This window comes from Pseudomonas sp. FBCC-B1565 (genome assembly GCF_059133265.1).
Window position 1 is genome coordinate 4910090 of the sequence record NZ_CP101438.1, and the last position, 20409, is coordinate 4930498.

Annotated in this window: 25 protein-coding genes; 12 read left to right on the forward strand and 13 right to left on the reverse strand. The window is 62.4% G+C overall.

The annotated features are described in order from the left end of the window. The first annotated feature begins 176 nt into the window (after positions 1–176). Complete coding sequence (locus NL123_RS22695) at positions 177–1097, forward strand: LysR family transcriptional regulator (protein ID WP_248486983.1); 921 nt, start codon at positions 177–179, stop codon at positions 1095–1097. Between the two features lie 109 nt (positions 1098–1206). Here NL123_RS22695 and NL123_RS22700 read toward each other — a convergent pair whose 3' ends face one another. From NL123_RS22700 to NL123_RS22710, 3 genes are read right to left on the reverse strand one after another with little or no spacing between them, the layout of a single operon-like run. Next, positions 1207–1749, reverse strand: a complete 543-nt coding sequence (locus NL123_RS22700; protein WP_248486981.1) for a DUF2937 family protein — start codon at positions 1747–1749, stop codon at positions 1207–1209. An 11-nt stretch (positions 1750–1760) separates the two neighbouring features. Next, positions 1761–2537: a class II glutamine amidotransferase gene (locus NL123_RS22705; protein WP_058425088.1), complete on the reverse strand. Its 777-nt coding sequence runs from the start codon at positions 2535–2537 to the stop codon at positions 1761–1763. A 30-nt stretch (positions 2538–2567) separates the two neighbouring features. Beyond that, a complete protein-coding gene (locus NL123_RS22710; protein ID WP_248488185.1) occupies positions 2568–3104 on the reverse strand; it encodes an MFS transporter in 537 nt (178 codons plus the stop codon). Positions 3105–3129: 25 nt separating this feature from the next. Here NL123_RS22710 and NL123_RS22715 point away from each other — a divergent pair, with 25 nt between their 5' ends. After that, positions 3130–5172 (forward strand): S9 family peptidase, encoded by a 2043-nt coding sequence (locus tag NL123_RS22715; protein ID WP_494356398.1) that lies wholly within the window; start codon positions 3130–3132, stop codon positions 5170–5172. A 68-nt stretch (positions 5173–5240) separates the two neighbouring features. Further along, positions 5241–5714, forward strand: coding sequence for a cyclic nucleotide-binding domain-containing protein (locus NL123_RS22720; RefSeq protein ID WP_494356399.1), 474 nt, complete (start codon positions 5241–5243; stop codon positions 5712–5714). On the opposite strand, the gene NL123_RS22725 is transcribed toward NL123_RS22720, so the two are convergent. Continuing rightward, a complete protein-coding gene (locus NL123_RS22725; protein ID WP_071488985.1) occupies positions 5711–5989 on the reverse strand; it encodes a hypothetical protein in 279 nt (92 codons plus the stop codon). The two genes, NL123_RS22720 and NL123_RS22725, sit on opposite strands and share 4 nt — an antisense overlap. A 78-nt stretch (positions 5990–6067) precedes the next feature. Here NL123_RS22725 and NL123_RS22730 point away from each other — a divergent pair, with 78 nt between their 5' ends. Beyond that, complete coding sequence (locus NL123_RS22730) at positions 6068–6748, forward strand: spermidine synthase (protein WP_494356400.1); 681 nt, start codon at positions 6068–6070, stop codon at positions 6746–6748. Positions 6749–6752: 4 nt separating this feature from the next. On the opposite strand, the gene NL123_RS22735 is transcribed toward NL123_RS22730, so the two are convergent. Continuing rightward, complete coding sequence (locus NL123_RS22735) at positions 6753–7673, reverse strand: ParB/Srx family N-terminal domain-containing protein (protein WP_494356401.1); 921 nt, start codon at positions 7671–7673, stop codon at positions 6753–6755. A gap of 98 nt (positions 7674–7771) precedes the next feature. On the opposite strand from NL123_RS22735, the gene NL123_RS22740 reads away from it, so the two are divergent. The 3 genes from NL123_RS22740 to NL123_RS22750 all read left to right on the forward strand — a co-directional run bounded on the left by NL123_RS22740 (position 7772) and on the right by NL123_RS22750 (position 9203). Then, positions 7772–8146, forward strand: coding sequence for a YajD family HNH nuclease (locus NL123_RS22740; protein WP_025858458.1), 375 nt, complete (start codon positions 7772–7774; stop codon positions 8144–8146). 170 nt (positions 8147–8316) lie between these two features. Beyond that, positions 8317–8784: an RNA methyltransferase gene (locus NL123_RS22745; protein WP_003189607.1), complete on the forward strand. Its 468-nt coding sequence runs from the start codon at positions 8317–8319 to the stop codon at positions 8782–8784. A gap of 68 nt (positions 8785–8852) precedes the next feature. Beyond that, entirely contained in the window at positions 8853–9203 is a 351-nt protein-coding gene (locus NL123_RS22750) for a YgaP family membrane protein (RefSeq protein ID WP_494356402.1), read from the forward strand. Here NL123_RS22750 and NL123_RS22755 read toward each other — a convergent pair. After that, positions 9200–10420 carry a hypothetical protein gene (locus tag NL123_RS22755; RefSeq protein WP_494356403.1) on the reverse strand — a complete coding sequence of 407 codons (1221 nt, stop codon included), beginning with the start codon at positions 10418–10420 and terminating at the stop codon, positions 9200–9202. The two genes, NL123_RS22750 and NL123_RS22755, sit on opposite strands and share 4 nt — an antisense overlap. 13 nt (positions 10421–10433) lie before the next feature. Continuing rightward, positions 10434–10883 (reverse strand): YcgN family cysteine cluster protein, encoded by a 450-nt coding sequence (locus NL123_RS22760; RefSeq protein WP_003172524.1) that lies wholly within the window; start codon positions 10881–10883, stop codon positions 10434–10436. A 154-nt stretch (positions 10884–11037) separates the two neighbouring features. Between NL123_RS22760 and NL123_RS22765 the strand changes: the two genes are divergently transcribed. Continuing rightward, on the forward strand, positions 11038–11622 hold the full coding sequence (locus NL123_RS22765; RefSeq protein ID WP_058425096.1) for a nitroreductase family protein: 585 nt from the start codon (positions 11038–11040) through the stop codon (positions 11620–11622). A gap of 35 nt (positions 11623–11657) precedes the next feature. On the opposite strand, the gene NL123_RS22770 is transcribed toward NL123_RS22765, so the two are convergent. The 5 genes from NL123_RS22770 to NL123_RS22790 all read right to left on the reverse strand — a co-directional run bounded on the left by NL123_RS22770 (position 11658) and on the right by NL123_RS22790 (position 16315). Continuing rightward, positions 11658–12590, reverse strand: coding sequence for a D-2-hydroxyacid dehydrogenase (locus NL123_RS22770; protein ID WP_248486974.1), 933 nt, complete (start codon positions 12588–12590; stop codon positions 11658–11660). Positions 12591–12697: 107 nt separating this feature from the next. Next, positions 12698–12991: a YcgL domain-containing protein gene (locus NL123_RS22775; protein WP_248486973.1), complete on the reverse strand. Its 294-nt coding sequence runs from the start codon at positions 12989–12991 to the stop codon at positions 12698–12700. Continuing rightward, complete coding sequence (rnd, locus tag NL123_RS22780; RefSeq protein ID WP_248486971.1) at positions 12988–14121, reverse strand: ribonuclease D; 1134 nt, start codon at positions 14119–14121, stop codon at positions 12988–12990. The genes NL123_RS22775 and rnd overlap by 4 nt, the downstream gene beginning before the upstream one ends. 122 nt (positions 14122–14243) lie before the next feature. Next, positions 14244–14843 carry a class I SAM-dependent methyltransferase gene (locus tag NL123_RS22785; RefSeq protein ID WP_248486968.1) on the reverse strand — a complete coding sequence of 200 codons (600 nt, stop codon included), beginning with the start codon at positions 14841–14843 and terminating at the stop codon, positions 14244–14246. Between the two features lie 101 nt (positions 14844–14944). Then, positions 14945–16315, reverse strand: coding sequence for a glutamine synthetase family protein (locus tag NL123_RS22790; protein WP_494356404.1), 1371 nt, complete (start codon positions 16313–16315; stop codon positions 14945–14947). A gap of 345 nt (positions 16316–16660) precedes the next feature. Here NL123_RS22790 and NL123_RS22795 point away from each other — a divergent pair, with 345 nt between their 5' ends. Beyond that, on the forward strand, positions 16661–17431 hold the full coding sequence (locus NL123_RS22795; RefSeq protein ID WP_494356405.1) for a transporter substrate-binding domain-containing protein: 771 nt from the start codon (positions 16661–16663) through the stop codon (positions 17429–17431). Here NL123_RS22795 and cynR read toward each other — a convergent pair. Continuing rightward, positions 17406–18272, reverse strand: a complete 867-nt coding sequence (gene cynR, locus NL123_RS22800; RefSeq protein ID WP_494356406.1) for a transcriptional regulator CynR — start codon at positions 18270–18272, stop codon at positions 17406–17408. The two genes, NL123_RS22795 and cynR, sit on opposite strands and share 26 nt — an antisense overlap. Before the next feature lie 110 nt (positions 18273–18382). Here cynR and NL123_RS22805 point away from each other — a divergent pair, with 110 nt between their 5' ends. From NL123_RS22805 to NL123_RS22815, 3 genes are read left to right on the forward strand one after another with little or no spacing between them, the layout of a single operon-like run. Beyond that, complete coding sequence (locus tag NL123_RS22805) at positions 18383–19012, forward strand: carbonic anhydrase (RefSeq protein ID WP_071496758.1); 630 nt, start codon at positions 18383–18385, stop codon at positions 19010–19012. Positions 19013–19039: 27 nt separating this feature from the next. Continuing rightward, positions 19040–19510: a cyanase gene (gene cynS / locus NL123_RS22810; protein ID WP_494356407.1), complete on the forward strand. Its 471-nt coding sequence runs from the start codon at positions 19040–19042 to the stop codon at positions 19508–19510. A 54-nt stretch (positions 19511–19564) separates the two neighbouring features. Beyond that, on the forward strand, positions 19565–20404 hold the full coding sequence (locus tag NL123_RS22815; RefSeq protein WP_494356408.1) for a cache domain-containing protein: 840 nt from the start codon (positions 19565–19567) through the stop codon (positions 20402–20404). The last annotated feature ends 5 nt before the right edge of the window (positions 20405–20409 follow it).

Below are 20409 nucleotides of genomic sequence, written 5' to 3' on the forward strand. Positions count from 1 at the left end.
GGACTGTCGCTCCTGTAGGCTTTGTTTTTTTGTAGTGTGGGATTTTTTACGCAGAACTCGCAACTTGTCCTGACACCCCAACGGCGCTTATCGTGGAATGGCTCGATTTTTGGCGCTGGCCCGGTGCCGCGTCCAACTAATAAAAACCGATCCATGCATAAGAAAAAGTTGATCCCATGAATTTGAAGTTCCTCGAAACCTTCGTCTGGGTGGCCAAACTCAAGAGTTTTCGCCTGACCGCCGAGAAGCTGTTCACCACCCAGGCCTCGATCTCCAGCCGCATCGCGGTGCTGGAAAGCGAGTTGGGGGTGAAGTTGTTTCTGCGAGATTCGCGTGGCGTGAGCCTGACCCCGGAAGGCTTGAAGGTGCTGGATTACGCCGAGCAGATGATGGTGACCATGCAGGGCCTGAAGCAGTCCCTGGAGACCACCAGCAGCAAGGTCGGGCGCATCCGAATCGGCGCCATGGACACGGTGATCCACACGTGGCTCAGCCCCTTGGTGGCGGAATTGATGGACCACTTCCCCCTCGTGGAAATCGAATTGGTCGCCGATACTGCACTGAACCTCAGCGATCAGCTGCAAAAAGGTTTCCTCGACCTGATCCTGCAAACCGACCTGCTGCGCCTCGAAACCGTGCGCAGCCTGGAACTGGCCAGCCACCCCATGGCCTGGATCGTCGCCAGCCAGTCGATCTACAACCGCGACTACTCCTCCCTCGCCGAACTGGCCCGGGAGCGCATCATCACCTACTCGAAAAACTCCCATCCGCACCAGGACGTTATCAGCCTGATGCAAGCCAACGGCGTGGCCGCGCCACGGATGAACTGCGTGAACTCGGTGTCGGCGATAACCCGCCTGTTACGCGACGGGTTCGGCATCGGCGCGTTGCCGCCGGTATTGGTCAGCGAAGAACTGGCGCGCGGGGAGTTGGTGATGTTGCCGATGGCGCAGAAACTGCCGAATCTGCAGGTGGTGGTGTCGTGGCGCGTGGGGGTGGAGTTGGTGGAGGAAATTGTGGGGTTGTGTCAGAAAGTCGTTGCCCGCTATGCCGGGGAAGTCGGTGAAGACAGAATGTTACTGACGAAACCCGGTTAAAACTGTGGGAGCTGGCTTGCCTGCGATAGCGGTGTATCAGTCACTGATGCATTAACTGATAAATAGCTATCGCAGGCAAGCCAGCTCCCACAGTTGACCGCGTCAGTCTTTAGAGGCCTTTCAGGTCACGCTCTTCGATCGGCCGGCTCTGGCGCAGGCGCTTGCCGCCCAGCACCACCCAGTCGATCAGGCGGAATAGGCATTCCAGGCCAAACGACAGCAGCATCGCCCCGCCCAGCCCCCAGCCCATGGCTTCAGGCGTCAGCAGGATCTGGTAGCTGTAGCCGCTCCAAGTTTCCAAGCGGATATCCGGGTCAGCCGCCACCGCTACTTGCAGGGCGCGGATGTACCACGGGCCTTGCATGGCCTGGAACTGCTTGTCCAACGCCACCTGGCGATCAAGCATGGCGCCCAGGCTGTTGGCATCGCTCTGGAACACCGGGTCATCACTGGCGCGGTAATGCGCCACCAAGGCTTTCAAATCGCCGTTGAAGAACTGGCGTGCGGTGTTTTCAAACCCGCTGAGGCCGGTCTGGGCCTCGATCAGGTGCGCTTCGACACGCTTGGCATAGTCATTGATAAACCCCGGCACCTGCACGCCGACCAGCAGGCCAATCGCAAACAGCACCAACCGCAGATAACTGAGCAACATGGGCGATATCCTTACTCGGTGATACCCTGGCTGACGCATTCACCGCGTCGCCACAGGCTCCATTGGCCCGGTTCGTAGCGGGTCCAGTTTTCATTGTCGGTCAACGGCTCGGTGGCGATCACCGTCACCACGTCATTGGGGGTGGTTTCGGCCTGAAAATCGACGATCACGTCGACATCTTTCAGGCGAGCCGGGCCGAACGGTGCGCGGCGGGTGATCTGCGCCAATTTGGTCGAGCAATAGCAGAACAGCCAGTCGCCATCGCTAAGCAGGCAGTTGAACACACCTTTGCTGCGGTATTCGGTACAGGCGGCGATCAGGTCCGGCAGCACCTTTTCAAGGTCCACCGGTTCAGGGAAGGCTTCGCGCACGCGATTGAGCAGGTCGCAAAAGGCCGCTTCGCTGTCGGTGTCGCCCACCGGCCGGTAGAACGTGGCGCGGGGGTTGAAATCCGCCAACTGGCCGTTGTGGGCGAAGCACCAGTTGCGGCCCCACAGTTCGCGCACGAACGGGTGGGTATTGGCCAGGCTGACCTTGCCGACATTGGCCTGGCGGATATGGCCGATGACCACTTCGCTTTTGATGGGATAACGCTGCACCAGCAGCGCGACTTCCGACTCACTGCTGGCGGCCGGGTCCTGGAACAGACGCAGGCCACGGCCTTCGTAGAACGCAATGCCCCAACCGTCACGGTGGGGGCCGGTGCGCCCACCGCGCTGCATCAGCCCGGTAAAGCTGAACACGATGTCGGTGGGGACGTTGGCACTCATGCCCAATAATTCACACATGCCAGGGCTCTCGCTGCAGGGCGGACGACGTTAAAGGCGCGGTTCGACGCGCATACCGCTCACGGGTGCAGGACGGCGGAAGGGTACGTCGTCTTCATCTTGATCCGGCTCGGCGGCCAGGGCCGCATCGGCGGCGGCCTTGCGCTCGCGGCGGGCCTTGGCGGCGCGCTCGATCGGCCAGCGGATCAGCACAAACACGAGGTACACGCCAAAGGCGATCATGCTGTACATGAACAGATCGGAAATGGCCCGCCAGGCGTTGTTGCCGACCTTGAGCACCAGGTCCAGGGCGGTGATGGCCACCGCCGGCGCGAACTGGGTCTTGACCGGATCGACGATGGTCGGGCTCAACAGCAGCACCGCCATCAGCAATTGCAGCGGCTCGCGAAGCCAGCGCCAGATCCAGCGGGTCATGCGCCACCACACCAGCAGGCAGCCCAAAGCGGCGAAGGCGTAAAGGCCCCAAGCGGTCAGATAGTCGTTCTCGGTCATGGTGTCCATGGCAAGGTTGGCAAACAGGCGGCTATGATAACGGCTTTTGCGTGTCGCGGCTGCAATGCCTGCCACCGTCTGCCAGATAGAGATCAATCCTATGCCTGTATCGACTGCTCCGATTGCCCGCAAGGCCCAAGGCCCCGATCCGTATGCCTGGCTGCAAGAGCGCGACAGCGCCGAGGTGCTCGATTACCTCAAGGCCGAAAATGCCTGGCAGGAAGCGCAACTCGCCGACCAGAAGGCGCTGCGCGACAGCCTGTTCGAAGAGATCAAGGGCCGCATTCTCGAAACCGACCTGTCCCTGCCCTCGCCGTGGGGGCCGTACTTGTATTACACGCGCACCACCGCCGGTGACGAGTACGCCCGCCATTACCGCTGCCGCCGCCCGGCCGATGACAGCAACCAGGTGGACGACAGCAGCGAAGAACTGTTGCTGGACCCCAACGTGCTGGCCAATGGCGGTTTCTTCTCCCTCGGCGCGTTCAGCATCAGCCCCGACCACCAGCGCCTGGCCTACAGCCTCGATACCAGTGGCGAAGAGATCTACACCCTGTACGTGAAGGAATTGGCCACCGGCAAGGTCAGCGAACTGGCGTTTGAAGACTGCGACGGCAGCATGACCTGGGCCAATGACAGCCTGACGCTGTTCTTCGGCGAACTGGACGACACGCACCGCCCGCACAAGTTGTATCGCTATCGCCTGGATGGCACGGCGGCGCAGGAAGTGTTCCACGAGCCCGATGGCCGTTTCTTCCTGCATTGCTACCGCTCCAGCTCCGAGCGCCAGTTGCTGCTGTCGCTGGGCAGCAAGACCACCAGCGAAGTCTGGGCGCTGGATGCCGAACAGCCGCACCTGGATTTCACCTGCCTGGCGCCACGGGTCGAGGACCATGAATACGATGTCGATCACGGTCAGCTGAATGGCGCGTGGACCTGGTTTATCCGCAGCAACCGCGATGGCATCAACTACGCGCTGTTCGTGGCCACCGACATTGGCGATGTGCCGACCGAAGGCGAATGGCAGACCCTGATCCCCCACAACGACGAAGTGATGCTCGACGGCATCAGCCTCAACACCAGCGCCATGACCCTGAGCCTGCGCATCGGCGGCCTGCCGGTGATCGAGGTGCACCCGGAAGGCCTGCCGGTGTATCGCGTGGAATTGCCCGACGCCGCCTACAGCCTCTACGTACAAAACAGCCTGGAATTTGCCAGCAATAGGATCCGCCTGCGCTACGAAGCCCTGAACCGCCCGGCCCAGGTGCGCCAACTGGAACTGGCCAGCGGCACGCAACAGGTGCTCAAGGAAACTCCGGTGCTCGGCGTGTTCAATGCCGACGACTACGTGAGCCAGCGCCTGTGGGCCACCTCGGCGGACGGCACCCAGGTGCCGATCAGCCTGGTGGTCAAGCGCGACCAGCTCGGCAAGCCGACACCGCTGTACCTGTACGGCTACGGCGCCTACGGTTCGAGCCTCGACCCCTGGTTCTCCCACGCCCGCCTGAGCCTGCTGGACCGGGGCGTGGCGTTTGCCATTGCGCATGTGCGCGGCGGCGGCGAGCTGGGTGAGGCCTGGTATCGCAACGGCAAGCAGGAGCACAAGCAGAACACCTTCAGCGACTTTATCGCCTGTGCCGAACACTTGATCGCCGAGGGCCTGACGACGTCCAGGCAACTGGTGATCAGCGGCGGCAGCGCCGGCGGCCTGTTGATCGGTGCGGTGCTCAACCAGCGCCCGGCGCTGTTCCAGGCGGCGATTGCCGAAGTGCCGTTCGTCGACGTGCTCAACACCATGCTCGACCCCGAGCTGCCATTGACCATCACCGAGTATGACGAGTGGGGCAACCCGCAAGAACCCGAAGTGTACGAGCGCATCAAGGCCTATGCGCCGTACGAAAACGTCAGCGCCCAGGCCTACCCGCACCTGCTGGTGATTGCCGGCTACAACGACAGCCGCGTGCAGTATTGGGAAGCGGCCAAATGGGTGGCCAAGTTGCGCGACACCAAGACCGACGACAACCTGCTGTTGCTCAAGACCGAACTGGGCGCCGGCCACGGTGGTATGAGCGGTCGTTACCAGGGATTACGTGACGTAGCGCTCGAATATGGATTTGTGTTCAAGGCGCTGGGGCTGGTTTAAGGAACTTAGCCGGGCGGTCCTGTCTGAACACAGGACCGCCTACTGATTGATGGATCAAGATTGCAGCCATGGCACTACCGACCTTAATGAATACCGAAATCCGCGACATGCTCATGGATTGCGGCCTGTTCGACCCGCTGTTGCCGGAAGATTTTCACGTCGCCGCCGGTTACTTCAACATCAGCAGCATTGCCTGTGACGAGGTGATTTTCCTCGAAGGCGACGCCGGCACCTTCATGTGCATCCTCCACAATGGCCAGGTGGCGGTGCAGAAAACCAATCATGACGGCCAGCGCCTGACTATCGCCACCCTGCGCAGTGGCCGGGCCTTTGGCGAAATGGCGGTGCTCGACGGCGAGCGGCGTTCCGCCAGCTGCGTGGCGGCCAGCGACTGTGTGCTGCTGAACCTGGGCAGGGACTCCCTGGAAAAGATGCTCAACGAAGCGCCCAGGGTTGCCGCCAAGATCATCCGCGCGATTGCCATCGCCCTGTCCAAGCGCCTGCGCATGGCGGATGGGCAGCTACTTTCCCAGCAGTTTTAACCGCCCGGCGACTTCGGCTTGCTGTCGTTCTGCAGCAAGCCAGGCACCGTCTGATCCTTCGGCGGCGTCGGCAGCACGATGGGCACCAACGGTGGCGAGCCGTTGGTCTTGGGCACCGCCGGCGGGGTGACTTGCGGGTACAACGTCGGCGTCGGGGTGCCCGGCGCGCCTGGCGTCGGGGCGGGCGCGACCGGTACGGTTTGCAACTCCTGAGCCTGCGTCGCACCACAGGCGAGCGCGCTCAACACAATGACCGTTAGAATGCTGCACTTCATCGATGGCTCCATGGCCTGACCGGAATGTCACAAGGCTACTCCCAACCGCGCAAGAATGCCCTTCCCAATGAGATTTCCATGAAACGTTTCGTTCTGCTGGACACCACCCCGATCCCCGACAATGGCGGTGCCTTGTGCCTGTTCGAATACGGTGAAGATTTTGTCATCAAGATCCAGGGCGGTGACGGCGGCCAATTGATGAACACGCGCATGCACGGTTCCGAGGATGCGCTGGCGGAAATTCCCTGCCGCAGAGTTGCCGGTCGTGCGGATTCGCGGGTGTTGATCGGTGGCCTGGGCATGGGGTTCACCTTGGCCTCGGCGCTCAAACACCTGGGCAAGACCGCCGAGGTGGTCGTCGCAGAACTGGTGCCGGGTGTCGTGGAGTGGAACCGTGGGCCGCTGGGGGAAAAATCCGGCCGGCCATTGCTGGACCCGCGCACGGTGATCCGCCTGGAGGATGTCGCCAAGGTGCTGCAGGCCGAGCCCCAGGGTTTTGACGCGATCATGCTGGACGTGGACAACGGCCCCGAAGGCCTTACGCAAAAGGCCAACAGCTGGCTTTACTCCGCCGGTGGCCTGGCCGCCTGCGCCAAGGCCCTGCGCCCCAAGGGCGTGCTGGCCGTGTGGTCGGCCAGCGCCGACAAGCTGTTCAGCGACAAACTGCGCAAGGCCGGTTTCAAGGCCGAGGAAGTGCAGGTGTTTGCCCATGGTAACAAGGGCACGCGGCATACCATCTGGATTGCACAGAAGGCGTGATCGGCTAGCGCAGGGAATTGCGGTAATCGATCACGTACGGCACTTTTTTGTCGAAAGTCTTTTCCAGCTCGTTACGGTCGAGCTTTGTCATGCCTCCCAGCTGATGGGCAGTAAACCCGCTATCGCCCACCTGTGAACCCGGCGCCAGGCTGACCATACGCTTGGCGACGGCTTCAATGGCGTCCTTGTAACCGCCCTTCTTGTTCAGGTTGTACTTGCCCAGGTCAATTTGAGTGCGCAGCCAATTGCCCCAGTAGAACTCCAGGAACTCCGGTGCGACCTCTCCCGCGTCCGGCTTGCCATAGGCGGCCTTGCGGGTGAAATACACCAGGCTGCGGAACGTGTCGTCCTGCAGGTTCTTGAAGCCCAGGTGTGCCGGCAACTGCTCGGGTGGCAGGGTCTGGCCCTGCTTGTCCTTGAGCCAGACCTTGCGCGCCGCTTGCATGTGCTGCCAGAAGCTCTGCATGTCCGGGCTGTTGCTGAAGTCATCGGTGACCTTGACCCACATCTTCAAGCGGGGGCCGCCGCCCGGCACCTCCCACAAGGTGGTGAAGCTGTGGTGACCGTCGGTCAGGTAGAGCTGGCCGCCGGGGCCGACCACCACGGTTTTCATTTCGTCGGGATGGGTACCGACCGGGTCCTGGCAGGTGAAGCTGGACGGCTGGTGCAGGTCCGCGCCCTTGGGCACGTTGTCAGCCTCGCCCTGGCCGTTGGTCTCGCAGTATTCATCGAAGACCTTGGCGGGTTTGTCGGCGAACAGGCCCAGGCTGTAGTAAATCTGGTCAAAGCCCACCACAGCCTGGGTCGGGTGCAGTTGTTCGAGGGCCACCTCGATCACCTGCCCGGGTTTTGGCGTGGAGAACGCTTGGGCGTGGGCAACTACCCCACACAACAACAGTGCAACAGTCCATGAATGCAGACGCATGCGTTTCAGATCCTTATGAGTAAAGTGAAGCGGTTATTTACGTCGCGAGCGGCTAGAATCAACCCTATCCGTGAACCACCAAATAGCCAGGAGCCATGATGAGCTCGACCAACCCGCCCTCCCACACCGCCAAGCTGGACCGCATCCTTGCCGATGCCCAGCGCGACCGGGAAATGGGCTACCGCGACAAAGCCTTGAAGATGTACCCCCACGTGTGCGGCCGCTGCGCCCGTGAGTTCTCGGGCAAACGCCTGAGTGAACTGACGGTACACCACCGCAACCACAATCATGATGACAATCCCCAGGACGGTTCCAACTGGGAATTGCTGTGCCTGTACTGCCACGACAACGAACACTCGCGCTACACCGACCAGCAGTACTTCGGCGAAGGCTCCACCAGCAGCCCGACGATTGCCAAGGCCACGCATAACCCGTTTGCGGCGTTGGCGGGGTTGATGAAGAAAGACGACTGATCGTCCATTGTTGTTAGCACCGGCCTCATCGGAGGCAGGCCCCCTCCCACATTCTGACCGGCGTACGCAGGCCTGGTGTGGGAGGGGGCTTGCCCCCGATGGCGATCGTCCAAGCAACACATCCCCCCAAGGCCGTATAATTGCCGTTTTTCTCCAAGGCACCCTTCCCCGTGGGCAATAAACGCTACAGCTGCATCGGTCTGTACAACCCCAAATCCCCCGAAAACGTCGGCTCAGTCATGCGCGCCGCCGGTTGCTACGGCGTGGCCTCGGTGTTCTACACCGGCGTGCGCTACGAGCGCGCCCGGGATTTCATCACCGACACCAAGAAGGTCCATCACGACATTCCGCTGATCGGCATCGATGACCTGAAAAAGATCCTGCCCCTGGGTTGCATCCCCGTCGCCGTGGAACTGGTGGAAGGCGCCCGCCCGCTGCCTGAGTACACCCACCCCGACCGTGCGCTGTACATTTTCGGCCCCGAAGACGGCTCGCTGGATAAAGAGATCCGCGACTGGTGCGAAGATGTGGTCTACATCCCGACCACCGGTTGCATGAACCTCGCCGCCACGGTCAACGTGGTCCTTTACGACCGCCTGGCCAAGGGCAACAACACCCGTTCGGGTCCCAAGTACTGATATTTCGGGAACATCCGGCGTCTGCGGGCAGTCAGCTACTTATCAATAGCCCTTGTTGGAGACAGATCATGAGCGACAGCAAAACCTTGCGACCTATCATCGAACACACCCCCTTCGAGACTCAGCCAAAGCAGAACGTGCACGGTTGGGAGCGCATCGGCTCGGTGGCGGGTGGCGTGATGATGGTCGGCAAAGGCCTGCGCCGAGGCGGGATTTTCGGTTTGATCCAGGTGGCGATCGGCGGTGTGGCGCTGGCCCGTGGCTTTACCGGGCACAGCTCGCTCAAGGACAAGCTGGAACAGGGCCGCCAGGAAATGAACACGGTACGTACGAAAATCGAGCGGGCCGGCGCGGAGCTGAAGAACTTGAAGACCAAGGCTGAAGTGGCGGCCGAGAAGGCCACCAAAACCAGCGTCTAACGTAGCAGCTTGCTGTCCAGCACCACCGACGACTCGCCGATGATGCTCTTGGCAAGCTGCACAAATTCCGCCGTGGTGATGCGGTTGGCCCGCATCACTGCTTGCGTCAGGTCATCCAGCGACCGCTTGTTATGGGTCTTCACGCGGATCTCGCGATCCAGCTCCTGCAACACCACCACCGCCCGTGCCACTGTCGCGCCGCTGACGTGCTCGCCACGCAGGCTGGTCACGTCCTTGCCTTCCTTCGCCAAGCGCGCCTGTATCGCCTGATAACGCTCATCCGTGATGCCGCCGGCGCGGCGCAGCAATTCGATGGCGTAATACTCGCCCAGGCCTTCGCTGATCCAATCACTGGTGTCGTGATCGTTGAAACGCCCTATCGCCTGCACCACTTCGCGGACCAACGGGCTGCCGCCGTGCTCGCTGACCAGCGGGGTACGGCTGTTGAGGAAGACCGAGTCATGCGCCGAAAAGGCACCACGGCGCATCGGGTCGCTGGCGCCGACCACCAGCAACTTGGCCGGGTGACGCGGGAACGCGGTCTCCACCTGCGGCCAGACGAAGGTCAGCAGCGTCAGCACATCCATACGGCGCATGGCCTGGCCCTTGGGCGAGGCCACGGTGACTTCGGTTTCGCCCAGGCGCACCCGGCGGCTGCCGAGGTTGCCGGCGAGCATCCAGCCGGTGGGCCGGTCGAACAGGCGGGACACGTTGTCGATGCGAAACTTGTTCTTGCCGATGCGCGGCCAGGCGGTTTCGACGCTTTTCCAGCCGGCCGGCAGTTCGAACACCAGGCGCGAGACCAATTCGACGCCGTCCTGCTGGTCGAGACGCGCCGTCGGCACCAGGTCTTCGCCGCGAAACAGCGCCCAGCCGGGTGTCATCCGCGCTTCATAGATACCCGGTTTGCGCGCGTGGGTGAGGCGTACGCGGTAGGTCAGGCTGGCCTTGTCGGCGCTGGGTTGCCACAGCCCACGGTGCTCCTTGACGCTCCACTGGCCGTCGGCCTTGAAGTCGCTGTAGTCACCGTCGCGGCCCAGGTCGAAGTTCAGGCTGCGCACCGCCGAGCCCTGGGACAGGCTCAGGCGTACCTCGGCCTGATCGCTCTGGGGCAGCAGTTTGACGTGATAATCCAGGTCGACTTTCTTCGCGCACCACCCAGGCTGACTCAGTGCCAACAACACCAGGCTTGCCGCCAGCTTGGTTCCGACCCTCATACACACTCCCCTTTCAGCCCGCGCGGAAAATCAGGTAATCCTCCCAGTCGTCCTCGGGCACGCTGCCTTCGCTGAGCATGCGCCCGGACTGGGAAATGCGTTCATGGTGCACGGCATCGCGGTCGCCGCAGACCAGGTGGTGCCACAACGGCAGGTCCTTGCGCTCGCTGACCAGGCGATAGCCGCAGGTGGGCGGCAGCCATTTGAACTGGTCGGCCTGGCCCGGGGTGAGCTGGATGCAATCGGGCACCGACGCACGGCGGTTGGGGTAGTCGGTGCACTGGCAGGTCTTGAGATCGAGCAGTTTGCAGGCGATACGCGTGTAATAGACGCTGTTGTCGTCTTCATCTTCAAGCTTTTGCAGGCAGCACAGGCCACAGCCGTCGCACAACGACTCCCATTCCTCCTGGTCGAGGTGTTCGAGGGTTTTGCGTATCCAGAAAGGTTCGACTTTGGCGGCCATGGCTCTACATCAGTATCGGTAGGTGAAAAGGCCGCCAGTCTAGTGCCCACGGCTGCGGGATCCAAGCGCTTACGACTGGCGGTGTCACAACACTTGTCAGTCTAGTGACTGCACAGTAGCTTTGAGGGCCGAATTGACGATCAGGAACTGCTCCATGACACGTGTTGCCGACTATCCGATCCACACCCAGTTCACCGACCGCTGGTCGCCTCGCGCCTTCACCGGCGAGAGCATCTCCAAGGAAACCCTGCTGAGTTTCTTCGAAGCAGCACGCTGGGCACCCTCGGCCTACAACTCGCAACCCTGGCGCTTTCTCTACGCACGCCGCGACACGCCGGACTGGGAGCGCTTCCTGGGTTTGCTGAATGAATTCAACCGTGGCTGGGCACAACATGCGTCGGCCCTGGTGATCATCGCCTCGAAAACCGACTTCACCGCCCCCGGCGCCACGGAAGAAACCCCGGCGCTGTGGCACACCTTCGATACCGGCTCCGCCTGGGGCCACCTGGCGCTGCAAGCCAGCCTCAGCGGTTGGCACACCCACGGCATGGCCGGCTTCGATCAAGAACTGACCCGCAAAGAGCTGAAGATCCCGGAAGGTTATGCGCTGCATGCCGCCGTGGCGGTCGGCAAGCTGGGGGACAAATCGAGCCTGCCGGAGTACCTGCAAGGCCGTGAAGCACCGAGCCCGCGCAAGCCACTGAGCGAGCTGGTGTCGGAAGGTGACTTCAGCCTGTAATGCCAAGAGGAGCCGGCATGCCGGCTCCTCTGCTGTCAGTAACCGCGCTCGAAATCCACGTTCCCGCGCAAGTCTTGCCCGGCCTGATACGCCCGCAGGTTTTGCACAAACAACTCCACCATCAATGCCGGCGAAGTCGGCGCGGAGCTGTGCCCGGTCAGCAGCAACCCCCAAGCTGTCCAGAACGGATGACGTTGCGGCAGCGGCTCCTGGCGGCACACGTCGATCACCGCACCGGCCAGGTGCCCTTCTTTCAGCGCTTCGACCAGGTCGGCATCCACCACCGCCACGCCGCGCCCGACGTTGATGAACAGCCCGGTTGGCTTGAATTGCTTGAACAGCCCCGCGTCGTAGAGATCGTGGGTACTCGGCGTGTTGGGCAGCAGGTTGATCACGTAGTCCACCTCGCCCACCAGCCGGCCCAACTGGTCGAGCCCGGCCACTTCGATAAACGGCGCCTGCTCGCGTGCGGAACTGGCGATGCCGTACAGCTTCACGCCAAACGGCACGAGAAACTCAGCAACACTCTGGCCAATATCGCCGGTGCCGACGATCAACGCCTTGCGTCCCGCCAGGCTCTGGCCCATGCGATTGTCCCATTTACGCTCGACCTGGCTGACCAGGCGGGCCAGCACTTCACGCTCGTGGCCGAGCATGTAGGTGAGCACGAATTCAGCCATGACCTGGCCAAAAATACCCACGGCACGGGTCAATCGATAATCACGCGGCAGGCCCTCGGCGAGCAACGGGGTGATACCTGCCCAGGTCGATTGCAGCCATTGCGGGTGGTGACCCTGGCGCAACAATGTGGCCAACAGGTCCGGCTGGCCCAGCCATACCGGGCAATCGGCGGCCAGGCGCGACAGTTCGGCCGAGTCGCCGCTGGTCAGCACTTCAAGGTCCGGTGCCGCTTCGCCGAGCAATTGGGCGTAGAGCGGGTGATCCTGTTCAGCAATCAGAACGCGCATGCATAAAACCTTTCAAAAACACTACGGACGGCCGCCCGCATCCTTACGGCCACCGCCCACTTATACGATTCCATTGAAGCGAGTGCCCCGGATGGGGCACCGGTCGATCACATCGGGTCGTTGCGGCGCAACAGCTCTTCGGGCAAGTGTTCGATGTACTCGTCCTCGGCCGGCGGCATTTGCAGGTGGTAGCCCTGTTTGTCGAGGTTTTCCAGGACTTGCACGATGTCTTCCTGTTGCAGCTTGCGCTCGGGGGTCAGCACCAGGTCGAACGCGTGGGCCGGCTTGCCGAAAATCGTGATCAGCGCTTCAGGCACACGTTCAAGGGCATCGCTCTTGAGCACATAGAGGTACATACCGGCGCGTTTGGAGCTGCGGTAGATGGAGCAAATACGTTTCAAGGCTGTTCTCCGGCGGTGGCCAGGCTGTCGAGCAGCGCCTGGCCCATCAACTCGCGACGCCAGCCACGCAGCGAGTCTGGCAATTGGTAAGGCCCATCGGGGTAGCCACTCTTGACCAGGGCTTCGAGGGTTTTCTTGCGCAGCATCAGTTCCGGCGCCATGTCCAGGCGTTCGGCCTCAGCCTGGCCAAGAGCGCGCAGTTGCTTGATCAGTGCGGCGGCATCCACCGGCAAAGGCTCGGCAACGGCGGGCGGCCATTGGTCCATGGGCACGCTGCCGGCACGCTTGATCAGGTCCAGCAGGAACTGGCCGTCCTGACGCACGGTACGCGGGTGCATGTCTTCGATCTTGCCCAGGGCGGCGAGGTTGTCCGGCTGGGATTTGGCCAAGGGCCACAGCGAGTGTTCACGAATGATGCGGTTGCGCGGCAAGTCACGCACGCGGGCTTGCTGCTCGCGCCAGGCGCACAGTTCACGCAGCACGGCGAGCTGGGCACGGGACAGTTTCCACGCCAGCTTGGCGTCGCGGTACACCTCGTACGGGTCGACTTCGCGGCGCAGGTTCGCGACCAGCTCGGCACCGTCTTCCAGCACCCAGGCGTACTTGTCGTCAGACAGTTGCGGACGCAGCCGCGTATAGACCTCGGCCAAATGCACCGCGTCTTCGGCGGCGTAGCTGACCTGGGTCTCGGACAATGGCCGCTGCAGCCAGTCTGAACGGGTCTCGCCCTTGGGCAGCTCAATGTCCAGCACGGCTTGCACCAGGCGCGAGTAGCCCATGGAGAAACCGAGGTTCAGGTAAGCCGCTGCCAATTGGGTGTCAAACAACGGCGCCGGCAGGCTGCCGGTCAGGCGCAGCAACACTTCGAGGTCTTCGCTGCAGGCGTGCAGCACCTTGATCACCGCCGGGTTCTCCAGCAGCGCAGCCAAGGGTTGCCAGTTGTCGATGGTCAGGGGATCGATCAGGTAAGCGCGCACGCCATCACCGATCTGGATCAGCCCGGCAATGGGATAAAAGGTGTCGACCCGCATGAATTCGGTGTCGAGGGCGACGAATGGCAACTGCTGCCATTCGGCGCAATGCTGGCCGAGGCTATCGTTGTCGCAGATCCAGTGAATATCGATGGCCACACGGCTCTCCCTTGAAGAATGGCGCGCAGTATATATCGCGAAAGGGGCTAGCGAGCATCCGCAGTGCACAGCCGACCATGAAAACTCAGACAGGAGATGAAGAATAGTCCGACAGGCGGGAGTTATCCTCTCTTACGAAGAACGTAGACCCGCCACAGGTTGGAGCCCGGCATGAACTCGTGATGACTCAGGACCTTGAAACCAGCCTGGCGGAACTCGTCCTCAACGCTGGTACGAGAAGGCACAGAGACAATCACCGAGTCGCGGCTGACCCGATGAAACTCGCGCAGCAACGCCTGGCGCCCTTCACTGCTGGGCACATGGCGAAACAATTCCAGGCAGAAAATGCAGTCCACCGCATTCGCCGACAAGCCGATGGAAAACGCCGACCCCTGGAATGTCTTGACCCGCTTGAGCAACGCCGCCGCGTGATGGGTAAGCGCGTGGTCGAGCATGTCCTGGGAGTTGTCCGACGCCAGGATAACCCGGTTGACGTGTTCGGCCAGCACCGGCCAGAAGCGCCCCGACCCGCAGGCCAGGTCGAGGATCAGGCCCGGCTCACCCGCAACCTTCAAGGCCTGACGCACCAACCACTCACTGCGCCAGGCCGCCAGGCGCTGCGTCAGCCCGGGCGGGCGCGTGTCGCCGCAGACCCTGGCGTGCTCACGACCGCAGCGCTCGGCGTATTCAATCTCGATGGAGGAAGGCGTGTGTGGCGACATCGCGGGCTCATATGGGTGAAACGGCTGTGAACGACCTTGATTCGCAGCTTAACCAGCGCAACGTGAAAAAAAGGTCGAAACCGTGATTGCCACCCAATCGATCATGCCTGATGCAAATACCACCGCCAGTCTTGCTCCCCGACCTCGCCCATGAACTGGCGGTATTCGGCGCGTTTTACCGCCAGGTACACGCCAAGGAACTCACTGCCAAACGCTTCCCGTGCCCAACTGGAAGCCTCCAGTGCGCGCAGGGTGGTGAGCCAGTCGGTGGGCAGCAGCGCCTTGGCCTGGGCATAGCCGTTGCCTTCCACCGGGGCGCCGGGGTCACGTTGCTCACGGATGCCGCGATGGATCCCGGCCAGGATCGCGGCGGCAGCCAGGTAGGGATTGGCGTCGGCACCGCAGATACGGTGTTCGATATGCCGCGAATTGGCCGGCCCGCCCGGCACCCGCAGGCTGACGGTGCGGTTGTCCACCCCCCAGGTGGCGGCCAGCGGCGCGTAGCTGTTGGTCTGGAAACGCCGGTAGGAGTTGGCGTTGGGACAGAACATCAGCAATGAGTCGAGCAAGGTACTGAGCATGCCGCCCACTGCCTGGCGCAACAGCGGCGTGCCATCAGCGGCCTCGCTGGCGAACAGGTTATGGCCCTCGGCGTCCGCCAGGCTCACGTGCATGTGCATACCGGTGCCAGCCAGACCGTCGAACGGCTTGGCCATGAAGCACGCGGTCATCCCGTGTCTATGCGCCACGCCCTTGACCAGGCGTTTGTAGCGCACCGCTTCGTCCATGGCTTGCAGGGCGTCGGTGCGGTGTTCCAGGGTGATCTCTACCTGGCCGGGCGCGTATTCGGAAATCGCCGTGCGCGCCGGGATGCCTTGCAGTTTGCAGGCACTGTAAAGGTCGGCGAGGAACGGCTCGATCTGCTCCAGCTCGCGCAGGCCATACACCTGGGTCGAGCGCGGCCGACCGCCGTCCACATCGCGTGCCGGTTGCGGGCGACCATTGCCGTCGGGCTTCTGGTCGAGCAGGTAGAACTCCAGCTCGGCCGCCATCACCGGGTAATAACCGTCAACCTTGAGCCCGTCGATCACCTTGGCCAGCAGATGCCTGGGGTCGGCCACGGTGGCGGGCAGGCCTTCGGTGGGGTGCATGCTGACTTGCACCGCCGCGGTGGGGATCAGCCGCCACGGCATGCGCTGCAGACTGCCGCTGATCGGGTAGGCCCGGCAGTCGATATCGCCCACCTCCCAGACCAGCCCGGAGTTTTCCACGTCGTCGCCGTTGATGGTCAGGCCGAGGATGGTGCTGGGCAAAGGGCGCCCGCTCTCGTACACCGCCAGCAGTTCGTCGCGGTGCAGCAACTTGCCGCGTGGCACACCGTTGTTGTCGAGGATAAACAGCTCGAACATCTCGATGTCCGGGTGTTGTTCGAGGAAAGACTGGGCTTCCTGCAGGCAGGCAAAAACACTCATGGGCATTCTCATACGTAGGGGTCAGGCAGGCGCGCAGGTGCACGCCATCGAACGGGATGGATCAACGTAGGAATGCGGTATCTGGTGGGCGGGCGTGCCGGCAGTGGAACAGGGCCCAGAACGCGAGGGCGGACGGCAGTTTCGCGGAGTGAGTGTCGGAGGAGCCGTCCATGCGGGGATCACAGTGCAAGAGATAACTACCAGCGTCACACGCCGGCACAGGGCAATTAAATTCAGGGTTGACGGAGTTTGGTTGCAACTTGGCTAAACATTCAGCGTGCCTTGCCACCCTGCCCCACGCTGGAAATAATGGCCGCCCCGACCATGCCCCAAGGACTCGACCGCATGAAAGCTCTTTTCGCCCTGTGTGTACTCGGCCTGGCCACCAGCGCCGTGGCCGACACCGCGCCCTCGCGCCTTGACCAGGTGCTCGAGCGCCGCACACTCACCGTCTGCACCACCGGTGACTACAAGCCCTACACCTCGCTGCGCGCCGACGGCACCTATGAAGGCATCGACATTGCCATGGCCGAATCCCTGGCCAAGAGCCTCAACGCCAAGATCCACTGGGTGCCCACCACCTGGAAAAGCCTGATGCCGGACTTCCTCGCCCAGCGCTGCGACATCGCCGTGGGCGGCATTTCGGTGTCCCTGGAGCGCCAGAAAAAAGCCTTCTTCAGCCAGGCACTCGGCGTCGACGGCAAGATCCCCCTGGTGCGCTGTGCCGACGTGCAGCGTTACCAGAGTGTCGAGCAGATCAACCAGCCGAATGTGCGCGTGATCGAACCGGCGGGTGGCACCAACGAAGTGTTTGCCCGTATGCACTTGGGTCAGGCACAGATCCGTTTGCACGACAACGTGACCATCTTTGACGAACTGCTGGCCGGCAAGGCCGACGTGATGATCACCGACGCCAGCGAGGCGCGTTACCAGCAAAAGCTCAAGCCCGGGCTGTGCGCGGTCAACCCGGAACGGCAGATGCAATACAGTGAAAAAGCCTTCCTGCTGCCCCGTGATGATGTGGCGTGGAAAAGCTATGTCGACCAGTGGCTGCACCTGAGCGTGGCCACCGGGGCGTACGACGGCATCGTCAATCAGTGGCTGGCGGCGCCTTGATCAACGCGACAAAGGCCCGGCACGCGGCGCTGCGATAGGCGCCCTGGCGGCTGAGCAGTGCCACGGTGCGTTGCGGTAACGCCGGTTCGATGGCGACCGCACGCAAACCCGGCTGGGCCTGGGCAATCGCACTGGGCAGGATGGTGGCCAGGTGGGTGTTGCGCACGATTTCGATGATCGCACTGATGGAGTTGGCTTCCATCGCAATCAGCGGCTTTAACCCTTGATCGCGGCAGTAGCCATCGATGTAGCGCCGTGTCGCGAAGCCTGGGTTGAGCAGTACCATCGGCTGCTCCAGCCACCGCCGGCCGTCTAACCCCGGATGGCCAGCCCCCACCACCAGGCTCAACGCTTCGGCAAACAGCCCTTCGCATTCGATATCCGGCAGATGCTCGCCAGTAAAACCGATGCCGATATCCAGCAGGTCCTCGGTCAGCGCGGCTTCCATACGGTCCTGGGTCAGCTCTTCGATGCTCAGGGTGATTCCCGGATACAGGGCGTTGAACCGCGCCAGCAACGGGCCGATCAGGTACGCGGTGAAGGTCGGCGTCATCGCCAGGCGCAGGCTGCCCCGGCTCAAGTCCTGTACGTCATGCATGGCCCGTGTTCCGGCCTGCAAGTCCTGCAAGGCCAGGCGCGCAAAGCGCACATAGGCCGCGCCCGCATCGGTGAGGCTGACGCTGCGCCCGGAGCGGTCCAGCAACGGCGCGCCGAGGGTGTCTTCCAGCTGTTTGATCTGTTGCGACAAGGTCGGCTGCGACACGTGCAGCGCCTCGGCAGCGCGGGTGAAATTGCGGTGTTCGGCGACGGCCAACAGGTATCGGATATGGCGCAACAGCATCGGCTGCCTCCAACTATAGGCATGACTTATAAAAACCATAATAAGCCGGTCTTGGACGCTATAGCTGAAAACTTCCATCCTTGCCCCATCAGCGACGCAAGGAGAACCCTATGCAAGACCTCATCAACGGCTTTCGCAAGTTCCAGTCAGAAGCCTTCGGCCAACGCAGCGACCTGTTCAAACACCTGGCCACCACCCAGAACCCCGGCACGTTGTTCGTGTCCTGTTCCGACAGCCGGGTGGTCCCGGAACTGCTGACCCAGCAGGAACCCGGAGATCTGTTTGTGATCCGCAACGCCGGCAATATCGTGCCGTCCTACGGCCCGGAGCCGGGCGGTGTGTCGGCCACGGTCGAATACGCAGTGGCGGTGCTGGGGGTGCGCGATATCGTGATCTGCGGCCATTCCGACTGCGGCGCCATGACCGCGATCTCCACCTGCAAATGCCTGGACCACCTGCCGGCCGTGGCCAACTGGTTGCGCCACGCCGAGTCGGCCAAGCTGATCAACGCCGCCCGCGAGCATGCCTCGGACGCCGCCCGCCTGAGTTCATTGGTGCGCGAAAACGTGATCGCGCAACTGGCCAACCTCAAGACCCACCCTTCGGTCGCCCTGGCGCTCGGGCAAGGCCGGCTGACCCTGCATGGCTGGGTGTACGACATCGAGACCGGCGCCATCGACGCCCTGGACCAACGCAGCGGTGGCTTCGTGTCGCTGCTGGATCAGATTCACGCGGCCTGACCCTATTCCAACCCAGAGGACCACACCATGTTGCAATCCCACTTCGCCCAAACCCCACGCCTGGCCCTGGCCGACACCGTTATCGAGCTCAAGGCGCGCAAGAACCTGTCCTGGCAGGACCTCACCGACGGCACCGGCCTGAGCCTGGCGTTCGTCACCGCCGCCCTGCTCGGCCAGCACCCGTTGCCCAAGGAGGCCGCTGATGTGGTGTGCGACAAACTCGGCCTGGACCAAGACGCCAGCCGCCTGCTGCAAAGCGTGCCCCTGCGCGGCAGCTTCCCCGGCGGTATACCGACGGACCCGACGATGTATCGCTTCTACGAAATGCTCCAGGTCTATGGCTCGACCCTCAAGGCCCTGGTGCACGAGCAATTCGGCGACGGCATCATCAGTGCGATCAACTTCAAGCTGGACATCAAGAAAGTCGAGGACCCGGACGGCGGCTCCCGCGCGGTGATCACCCTGGATGGCAAGTACCTGCCGACCAAACCCTTCTGAGTGGCCCACGACCGTCTACGCTCTTGTCACACCAACAAGAACGAGGGACCGGTAATGAAGGCACTGCTTCGACTCACCTGGCTGCTGCTGTTGTGTTTCAGCCAGGTGCACGCCGCAACGGCTCAGGATGAGGACGCCCAGGCCGCCAAGGCACTGCTGGAAAAAGCCTTGGCGTACTACCAGAGCAATGGCGACAAGGCGTTTGCCGCGTTCAGTCGCCAGGGCGAGTTTGTCGACCACGACCGCTATGTCTTCGTGGTCGACACCCAGGGCGTGCTGCTGGCCAGTGGCGGCCCCTCCTCCGCCTTGATCGGGCGCGATGTATCCGAGGTGCTCGGGCCGGAGTTGCGCCAGTCATTCAAGGACGCGCTCAAGGTGCCGGACGGCCAGGGCATCCAACAGGCCGATTACCGCTGGCAGAACTGGAACGACGGCAAGGTCGAGCACAAGCACGTGTTTTATCAACGCGTGGGCGAACGCATCCTGGCGGTGGGTTACTACTTGCCCCGGGCCACGCCGGAACAGGCCAGGGCCCTGCGCAACAAGGCGGTGAACGCACTGCTCAAGGATGAAGCCGGCACGCTCAAGGCCATCAATTCGTTGCAAGGCGGTTTCCTGCAGGATGACCTCTATGTGTTCGTGGTCGACCTCGATACCCAGCGCTATGTGGCGCACGGCACCAACCTGCGCCTGATCAACACCGACTTCAGCAAGATCAAGGACCCCGACGGCAAGCCGGTGGGCGAGCCAATCCTGAAGCTGATGGCCGAGCAGGACCAGGGCGAATACAAATACCGCTGGAAAAACCCGGTGACCGACAAGGTCGAGAACAAGCACGCGTATGTGCGCAAGGCCGGGCATTTCATGGTAGCGGTGGGTTACTACAGCCCTTGAAACTC

What these genes read in the sequence shown, in the direction of transcription:
- NL123_RS22795 (WP_494356405.1), top strand. Translation starts at nt 16,661, where the DNA reads ATGAAAGCTCTTTTCGCCCTGTGTGTACTCGGCCTGGCCACCAGCGCC.
- NL123_RS22730 (WP_494356400.1), top strand. Translation starts at nt 6,068, where the DNA reads ATGAAACGTTTCGTTCTGCTGGACACCACCCCGATCCCCGACAATGGC.
- NL123_RS22770 (WP_248486974.1), bottom strand. Translation starts at nt 12,590, where the DNA reads ATGCGCGTTCTGATTGCTGAACAGGATCACCCGCTCTACGCCCAATTG.
- NL123_RS22705 (WP_058425088.1), bottom strand. Translation starts at nt 2,537, where the DNA reads ATGTGTGAATTATTGGGCATGAGTGCCAACGTCCCCACCGACATCGTG.
- cynS (WP_494356407.1), top strand. Translation starts at nt 19,040, where the DNA reads ATGTTGCAATCCCACTTCGCCCAAACCCCACGCCTGGCCCTGGCCGAC.
- NL123_RS22725 (WP_071488985.1), bottom strand. Translation starts at nt 5,989, where the DNA reads ATGAAGTGCAGCATTCTAACGGTCATTGTGTTGAGCGCGCTCGCCTGT.
- NL123_RS22785 (WP_248486968.1), bottom strand. Translation starts at nt 14,843, where the DNA reads ATGTCGCCACACACGCCTTCCTCCATCGAGATTGAATACGCCGAGCGC.
- NL123_RS22815 (WP_494356408.1), top strand. Translation starts at nt 19,565, where the DNA reads ATGAAGGCACTGCTTCGACTCACCTGGCTGCTGCTGTTGTGTTTCAGC.
- NL123_RS22765 (WP_058425096.1), top strand. Translation starts at nt 11,038, where the DNA reads ATGACACGTGTTGCCGACTATCCGATCCACACCCAGTTCACCGACCGC.
- NL123_RS22760 (WP_003172524.1), bottom strand. Translation starts at nt 10,883, where the DNA reads ATGGCCGCCAAAGTCGAACCTTTCTGGATACGCAAAACCCTCGAACAC.
- NL123_RS22805 (WP_071496758.1), top strand. Translation starts at nt 18,383, where the DNA reads ATGCAAGACCTCATCAACGGCTTTCGCAAGTTCCAGTCAGAAGCCTTC.
- NL123_RS22790 (WP_494356404.1), bottom strand. Translation starts at nt 16,315, where the DNA reads ATGAGTGTTTTTGCCTGCCTGCAGGAAGCCCAGTCTTTCCTCGAACAA.
- NL123_RS22715 (WP_494356398.1), top strand. Translation starts at nt 3,130, where the DNA reads ATGCCTGTATCGACTGCTCCGATTGCCCGCAAGGCCCAAGGCCCCGAT.
- NL123_RS22695 (WP_248486983.1), top strand. Translation starts at nt 177, where the DNA reads ATGAATTTGAAGTTCCTCGAAACCTTCGTCTGGGTGGCCAAACTCAAG.
- cynR (WP_494356406.1), bottom strand. Translation starts at nt 18,272, where the DNA reads ATGCTGTTGCGCCATATCCGATACCTGTTGGCCGTCGCCGAACACCGC.
- NL123_RS22750 (WP_494356402.1), top strand. Translation starts at nt 8,853, where the DNA reads ATGAGCGACAGCAAAACCTTGCGACCTATCATCGAACACACCCCCTTC.
- NL123_RS22700 (WP_248486981.1), bottom strand. Translation starts at nt 1,749, where the DNA reads ATGTTGCTCAGTTATCTGCGGTTGGTGCTGTTTGCGATTGGCCTGCTG.
- NL123_RS22755 (WP_494356403.1), bottom strand. Translation starts at nt 10,420, where the DNA reads ATGAGGGTCGGAACCAAGCTGGCGGCAAGCCTGGTGTTGTTGGCACTG.
- NL123_RS22740 (WP_025858458.1), top strand. Translation starts at nt 7,772, where the DNA reads ATGAGCTCGACCAACCCGCCCTCCCACACCGCCAAGCTGGACCGCATC.
- NL123_RS22720 (WP_494356399.1), top strand. Translation starts at nt 5,241, where the DNA reads ATGGCACTACCGACCTTAATGAATACCGAAATCCGCGACATGCTCATG.
- NL123_RS22735 (WP_494356401.1), bottom strand. Translation starts at nt 7,673, where the DNA reads ATGCGTCTGCATTCATGGACTGTTGCACTGTTGTTGTGTGGGGTAGTT.